The sequence below is a fragment of the Streptomyces sp. Ncost-T10-10d genome (assembly GCF_900091955.1).
Classification (GTDB): domain Bacteria; phylum Actinomycetota; class Actinomycetes; order Streptomycetales; family Streptomycetaceae; genus Streptomyces.
Genome location: NZ_FMDF01000244.1, coordinates 1 through 5,555, shown reverse-complemented (window position 1 = coordinate 5,555; position 5,555 = coordinate 1). Strand labels below are relative to the sequence as shown.

2 protein-coding genes, 1 tRNA gene and 1 pseudogene are annotated in these 5,555 nt (G+C 68.4%); 1 reads left to right on the top strand and 3 read right to left on the bottom strand.

The window, feature by feature from the left end:
* The coding region (locus GA0115254_RS42785) for a HAMP domain-containing protein (protein ID WP_141721017.1) at nt 1–1,236 on the bottom strand (1,236 nt) is incomplete at its 3' end.
* Nucleotides 1,237–1,650: 414 nt separating this feature from the next.
* On the opposite strand from GA0115254_RS42785, the gene GA0115254_RS42780 reads away from it, so the two are divergent.
* Entirely contained in the window at nt 1,651–4,266 is a 2,616-nt protein-coding gene (locus GA0115254_RS42780; RefSeq protein WP_093900641.1) for a SpoIIE family protein phosphatase, read from the top strand.
* Nucleotides 4,267–4,534: 268 nt separating this feature from the next.
* On the opposite strand, the pseudogene GA0115254_RS42775 reads toward GA0115254_RS42780, so the two are convergent.
* Both GA0115254_RS42775 and GA0115254_RS42770 read right to left on the bottom strand, forming a co-directional pair.
* Nucleotides 4,535–5,126, bottom strand: a pseudogene (locus GA0115254_RS42775) (transposase); the annotation flags it as partial.
* Between the two features lie 182 nt (nt 5,127–5,308).
* Nucleotides 5,309–5,381 (bottom strand) — tRNA-Thr (locus GA0115254_RS42770).
* Nucleotides 5,382–5,555: the final 174 nt, after the last annotated feature.

Sequence of the window (5,555 nt, the reverse complement as noted above, 5' to 3'; positions counted from 1 at the left end):
TTTCTGCGTCATGTCGCCGCTGGCCACCGCCGTGGTCACCTGCGCGATGTCGCGCACCTGAGTCGTCAGGTTCCGGAAGACCGTGTTCACCGAGTCCGTGAGGTCCTTCCAGGTCCCCGCCGCACCCGGCACCTGCGCCTGCCCGCCGAGCAGCCCTTCGCCACCGACCTCGCTGGCCACTCGGGTCACTTCGTCGGCGAAGGTCCGCAGTGTCTCGGTCATCTGGTTGATGGTCTCGGCGAGTTGTGCGACCTCGCCGCGGGCGCTCACGGTGACCTTCTGGGACAGGTCACCGTTGGCGACCGCGGTCGTCACCTCGGCGATCCCGCGCACCTGGGAGGTCAGATTTCCGGCCATCGTGTTGACGGAGTCGGTGAGGTCCTTCCACACCCCGGCCACACCGGGCACGGTCGCCTGGCCGCCCAGCTCGCCCTCCGTGCCCACCTCACGGGCCACCCGGGTCACCTCGGAGGAGAACGACGACAGCTGGTCGACCATCGTGTTGACGGTGTTCTTGAGCTGAAGCATCTCGCCGGCCACATGGACGGTGACCTTCCGCGACAGATCGCCCTTGGCGACCGCCGTCGTCACCAGGGCGATGTCCCGCACCTGCGCGGTCAACCGGTACGCCATGGTGTTCACGGAATCCGTGAGGTCCTTCCACGACCCGGACATCCCGCGCACCTGGGCCTGCCCGCCCAGCTTGCCTTCGGTACCCACCTCGACCGCGACGCGCGTCACCTGCTCGGTGAACGCCGACAGCTGGTCGACCAGGTTGTTGACCGTACGGGCGACCTTCAGGAACTCGCCGCGCAGCGGCCGTACCGTCTCGTCGGCCGTGTGCGACCGCAGCTCCATCCGCTGTTCAAGATCACCGTCGGCCACCGCCGACAGTACCCGCCCGACCTCCGAGACCGGGCGTGCCAGATCGTCGACCAGCTCGTTGGAGGCGTCGATCGCTGCGGCCCAGGAGCCCTCGCAGGCGCCCGTCTCCAGCCGCTCGGTGAGCTTCCCCTCACGTCCGACCACCCTCCGCACCCGGGCCAGCTCGCCGGTGAGATGGACATTCCGGTCGGCGACTTCATTGAAGACTGCTGCGATCTCCGCCATCACGCCGTCGCCCGAGACGGTCAGGCGCCTGCGGAAGTTCCCGTCGCGCATCGCCGCCAGACCTGCCAACAGTCTGTTGAGCGCTGCCGCGTCGACGTCGATGGTTCCATTGCGCTGCTTCTTCACGGACTGTCCGCCTTTTGTGCGCGTGCCTGTTCCCCGCGCCACCACGCCAGACTCCACCGTGATCCCTCCCGCAGGGGTTGACCGTATCGCTCGGGCCTTATCTGGGAGCTTGCCCAGTTCCTCATTGGCTCACCGCCACAGCCCACCGTCGACGGGTGACCATGCGGACGTCAAATCGTTGAAACGTACCAGGCCCGAACCAATCAGGGTGCAGCCTCCAACGGTTGTCCCACATCACCTCGCTGGGAAGCCCACACTTGTCCCGTCACCTGCCAGTTCCTGGTCGTTCCTGCCCGAAGTCGGCCCTCGTGTACCCGGCACCGAGACCGAGCGTCTAGCCTGGCAGGCGAATCGAAGCGGCGAGAAACGGGCACAGGACTCGGGGAAGCGACGAGACACCATATGGGGAGTGCTGTGATCACCGCGCGCGCGGCTGCCACCTTCGACCCGGTCGGGCGCTCCGTCGCGACCGCCCGCGCCTTTGTCCGTGACACTCTCCAGGGGTGGGGATACACGGATGTCGTCGACGACGCCGTCGTCCTCACCAGCGAGCTCGTGACCAACGCGGTGGTGCACGCAGGCACCGCCGCGGACGTGCTGTGCCTGCGCACGGAGGACGGCGTCCGGATCGAGGTCTCCGACCACTACCCGGAACGCGAGATCCCCCTCCAGAACACAGGTCTGAACTTCGGCAGCCCGGACCGTGAGAACGGCCGCGGACTGCTGCTCTGCGCGGCGCTCGCTTCCCGGTGGGGCGTCGAGTATTCGCCCACCCACAAACATGTCTGGTTCCAGCTCGATCTTCCCGAGCGCCCTGTGGGCATCCGCTCCGCCGGCCCCCTGCTCCCGGTCGGCCTGCTCCCGGTCGCCGACGAGCGCGTGCGGGTGGCCGTCGTCCAGATCGACAGCGCCGGTTCCATCGCCGCCTGGAACGAGGACGCCGCTTTCCTCTTCGGTTACGCCGCGGACCAGGTCACCGGCAAGCAACTCACCGACTTCACCGCCTGGCCGCAGACACCCGGCACCAACACCGGCATCGTGGACGCACTGCAGCTCTCGCGCTGGGAGGGCAGTTACGGAATCCGGGGCGCCGACGGCCGCACCATCCCCGTCTACGCCTCGCATCTGCGGGTCCGCGACACCCATGGCGAACCGTCCACGGTCTGTCTGCTCGTCCGCGACTACGAACGTGCCGTGCTCCAGTCCCCGGTACGCACACCGGTCTCCGACGCAAATGCCGAGAGCCACAAGACGGACCCGTTCGAGATCTTCATCGGCTCCCCCGCTCCCGACGACCTCGACGGCCTGCTCCAGCGCACGGTCGAGCGGGCGCGCGACATGCTCGACGCCGATTCGGCCTTCCTGCTGCTGGCGACGGACGACGAAACGGAACTGGAGGTACGGGCCACGACCGGCCTGCCCTCCGCCCGCCAGCGTTTCGCCCGGGTGCCGGTGGAGGCCGGTACCGGACGTTACGGCTCCGCCAGAATGCCCGCCGTCCACGAAGACCTCGACAACGTGTCCGGCGCCGTCCCCCTGCTCGGCGGCACGGGGATGCGCTCCGTCGTCACCGTCCCGCTGAAGGTCGAGGGTCGCCTCACGGGCTCGCTGGGTGTCGCCGCGGAAGCAGCGGGTCGCTACTCCAACGAGGAGGCTCTGCGCCTCCAGTTCGCCGCGGACCGCATCGCGCTGGCCGTCGAATCCGCCCGCCTGGGCGAGCTGGAACGCCTGCGCCGCGGTTCCCTCTCCTTCCTCGTCGAGGCCTCCGACCTGCTCGCGGGCACCCTCGACCGGGACCAGACCCTGGCCCTGATGGCCCAGATGACGGTCCCCACCCTGGCCACATGGTGCGCCGTCTACACCATCGCGGACCAGTCCTCGGAGCCGTATCTCTCCTATGTGCTGCATGAGGACGAGGAGCTCATCGACGGCCTCAAGGCTCTGCTCTCCAAGATCGCTCCTCCGGACCCCGTGCCGACCCCGGGTGCTCATGTCTGGGGCGCCCCGTCGGAGGCCGCCCACCAGGCAGCCCTGCGTACCTCGATTCATACACTCGGCCTCGGCGAACCCGGCGGGCTCGGCTCCGGCATCCGTACGACGCTCGCCACCGCGGCCGCGGTGGGCGGGGAGACGGTTGTCCTGCCACTCGTCGCCCGAAACCGCGTCATCGGCATGCTCACGCTCGGGAAGCCCTCCGACGACCACTTCCGTCAGGAGATCCTGGAACTGGCCGAGGACCTCTCCCGCCGCGCCGCCCTCGCCCTCGACAACGCCCGCCTCTACTCGGAGCGTATGGCGATCAGTCAGTCCCTGCAGCGCAGCCTGCTGCCGCCGGGGCTGCCCGAAGTCCCCAATGTCGAGATCGAGGTCATCTACCGCGCGGCGGGCGAGGGCAACGAGGTCGGCGGCGACTTCTACGACGTCTTTCCCATCCGCGACGGCGCCTACGGCTTCGCCATCGGTGACGTCTGCGGTACGGGCCCGGAGGCCGCGGCCGTCACGGGTCTCGCCCGCCATGCCCTGCGCCTCCTCGCCCGCGAAGGCTTCGGTGGTCCGGCCGTTCTGGAGCGCCTCAACGCCGCAATCCTGGACGAAGGCGCCCGCAGCCGCTTCCTGACCCTCCTGTACGGGGAGCTGTGGCCCCAGGAGGACGGCAGCGCGCTCCTGAAGGTGGTCTGCGCCGGGCATCCGCTGCCGTTGCGCCTGCGCCAGGACGGCTCGGTGGAGTCAGCCGCCGAACCTCAGCCCCTGCTGGGCGTCATCGAGGACCTCGAACTGTACGAGCAGACGGTGCCCCTCGCCCCGGGCGATGTCCTGCTGTGCGTGACCGACGGCGTCACGGAACGCCGTGAGGGCACCCGCATGCTCGGCGACGACGGTCTGGCGGACGTCCTGGCCACCTGTACCGGCCTCACGGCCGGCGCGGTGGCAGCACGCATCCTGCGCGCGGTCGAACGCTTCGCGGCCGAGCCGGCCTCCGACGACATGGCCATCCTCGCCATGCGCGTCCCTGAACCGCCCACCACCTGACCACACTTCATCGGGCCGAAGACTCCGAAGCACTCCGGCCCATGACTTCAGAGACGAACAGTCCCTCAGCCTGTTCCGCCGTGCGATCACACGACGCCGGCCTCATCCACCACCTGGGCATCTCCGGAATCAAGGGCAAACACACCGCCGAGGCCTGGGCCGTCGCCCTGGTGGTGTGCCTACAGAACCGCTACAGCCTCAGGCTTGTCCCGCACATGCTCTCCGAGCCCCCTCGGGGCGTGGTCGGCCGTGGTGGGCCGCTCGGCTGTCCGGCGAGTGCGAGGTTGTGCATCCGGGCGATGCCGAGCATGGCGTGGTGGACGCCGTCGCCTTTGAGGCGGCAGCCGCGGAGGATCTTCCAGGTCTTCATGCGGGCGAAGACGCGCTCGACACGGGCACGGACCTGCTTATGGAACTTGTTGTGTTCCTGCTTCCGGTCCGGACGGTCTTCGTCCTTGCGCCGGCGATGGGGCATGACGAGCCCGGTGCCGGGATAGCCGCCGTCGGCGATCGTGAGTGTCTTGCCAACGGCGGCTTGGCACCGGATTCCTCCCATGCCTTGCAGTCGTTGCGGCTTCCGGCGAGTGGTCGGCCGACCACGACGACCAGCCGGGTGTCGGCGTCGATGACGACCTGGTGGTTGGTGGAGTACCGGTAGTTCTTCGACCGCTCGGCAATGGTGCGGTCGCGGGTGGGAACCAGGGTGCTGTCCACGATGAGCACCGTGTCCTTGGCGAACCGCATACGGGGCCGGAGTGCGAGCATCGGCCCGAGGTGGTCGATGATGCGGTCCGCCGCCGACTTGGAGACCCCGAACAGCGGTGCGAGCTGCCGATCGTCGCGTTCGTGCGCCAGTAGGCCTGTGCATCCACTGCTGACGGCCAGTCGCTGCGCGGCATCGCAGGACCATAGCTATTTACGGGACAAGCCTTCGACTCCCGCAACGCGGGCACGGACGACCACGCCGACGGGCAGTGAACGCGGAAGCATCGGAACATGCAAAAGGCCCCCGCCGAGTGGCGGGGGCCTTTCATCTTGCCTGAGCCCCAATGCGGAATCGAACCGCAGACCTTCTCCTTACCATGGAGACGCTCTACCGACTGAGCTATTGGGGCCTGCTGCGCTGTGCAACGAGGTAAAGCATACCCTGAACTCAGGGGTACTCAGAACCACTGACCACTCAAGATTCTGACGGGCCGTCACCGGTTTGCGCCCTCTCTCGCCACGATGCGTGCCCCGGCCTGCCTCCTCCGAGCCGGCCAGCCGCACGCGTGGGTGAACGCAGGAAA